Consider the following 1,758-nt stretch of genomic DNA (forward strand, 5'->3'; position numbering starts at 1 on the left):
CCGGGTAGGCGGTGACCCTCGCGCAGCCCGCCTCGACGAGCCCCTGCCAGCGCCGTGCCGCGGTGACCGGGTCGACGCCGAGCGTCCGCCCGACCTCGTGCCACGTGGCGCGCGGCGCGGCCTGCAACGCGTGGACGAGTCGGAGGTCGGTCTCGTCCGGGGTGATCGGATCCTGCACTGGAAGCCGTCCTGGTGAGCGATCCCGGCAATCGGAGCGTCGACAGTGACACCGGACGTGATCCTCGGCAAGTCCCGCAACGAGCCGAGGAGAGGACCACCCGTGTCCGTCATCGAAGACGCCGCCGCCATCCAGGACGAGCTGGTCGCGCTGCGACGCCGCCTGCACGCCGAGCCCGAGATCGGGTTGCGCTTGCCCCGCACGCAGGACGAAGTGCTCGCCGCGCTCGACGGCCTGCCGCTGGAGCTGACGCTGGGTGAGGCGCTGACGTCCGTGACCGGCGTGCTGCGGGGCGCCCGTCCGGGACCGGTGGTGCTGCTGCGCGCCGACATGGACGCGCTGCCCGTGCAGGAGCGCACCGGGCTGGACTACGCGTCCCGGGTGGACGGTGCGATGCACGCCTGCGGGCACGACCTGCACACCGCGATGCTGGTCGGCGCGGCGCACCTGCTCGCCGCCCGGCGCGAGGAGCTGGCCGGTGACGTGGTCTTCATGTTCCAGCCCGGCGAGGAGGGGTGGGACGGCTCGGCCGCCATGATCGCGGAGGGTGTGCTGGACGCCGCGGGCCGGCGGGCGGACGCCGCCTACGCGTTGCACGTGTTCAGCGCGGGCGTGCCGCACGGCGTGTTCTCGGCCCGGCCGGGCACGGCGATGGCGGCCTCCGACGGGCTGGAGGTGACCGTCGTCGGCTCCGGCGGGCACGGCGCCCGGCCGCACCGCGCGCAGGACCCGATCCCGGTGGCGTGCGAGATCGTCACCGCGCTGCAGACCCTGGTCACCCGCCGGCACGACGTCTTCGACCCCGTGGTGGTGACCGTCGGGTCGTTCCACGCCGGGAGCAAGCGCAACGTCATCCCCGACACCGCGCGGTTCGAGGCCACGCTGCGCACGTTCTCCGCACCCGCCAGGGCCCGGCTCAAGGACGCGGTGGTCACCCTCGCCCGGTCCGTCGCGCAGGCGCACGGGCTGCACGCCGAGGTCGAGTACGTCGACGGCTACCCGATGACCGTCAACGACCCGCGGGAGACCGCGTTCGTCTCCGACACCATCACCGACCTGTTCGACGGGCGGTTCCGGCCCCTGGCCCACCCCATGCCGGGCGGTGAGGACTTCTCCCGCGTCCTGCGGGAGGTGCCGGGCGCGTTCATCCCCCTCGGCGCGGGGCGCGGCGGCACCGACAACCACTCCCCGCGGGCCGAGTTCGACGACGCCGTCCTGGCCGACGGCGCCGCCGTCCTCACCGAACTGGCCCTCCGCCGGACCGCCGATCCCACCCGTCGGTGACCGGCCGGGTTCGGTGCGCCGCCCGGCTCCGGGGTTTCGCGCCGGCTCGTCGGCCGAACGGGGCCGCCCGGCACGCCACTACGGGGTCTGGTTGCGCAAACGTTCGACAAGCGTTGCGCGGCCCGGCGGAACGCCCCCATCGTGGGGACCACCGCGTCGGAAGGACCGTCGAAGTGCGAAAGCTCTTATCCGCGTGCCTGACCCTGGCCACCGCGTCCCTCGCCGCGGCCGGCGTGCTGCTCCCCGTCCACCCGGCCGTCGCCGCCCCCGACTCCGCCGACACACCGGCCACCACC

2 protein-coding genes are annotated in these 1,758 nt (G+C 74.7%); one reads left to right on the forward strand and one right to left on the reverse strand.

Annotated features, from left to right (window positions below):
* Nucleotides 1-346: AsnC family protein (locus tag AB0G02_RS38480; protein ID WP_360804924.1), on the reverse strand; the 346-nt coding region annotated here is incomplete at its 3' end.
* Between AB0G02_RS38480 and AB0G02_RS38485 the strand changes: the two genes are divergently transcribed.
* Nucleotides 281-1,462, forward strand: coding sequence for a M20 family metallopeptidase (locus AB0G02_RS38485; protein WP_360804927.1), 1,182 nt, complete (start codon nt 281-283; stop codon nt 1,460-1,462). The two genes, AB0G02_RS38480 and AB0G02_RS38485, sit on opposite strands and share 66 nt — an antisense overlap.
* The last annotated feature ends 296 nt before the right edge of the window (nt 1,463-1,758 follow it).

Source organism: Actinosynnema sp. NPDC023658, from assembly GCF_040639995.1.
Taxonomy (GTDB): Bacteria; Actinomycetota; Actinomycetes; order Mycobacteriales; family Pseudonocardiaceae; genus Actinosynnema.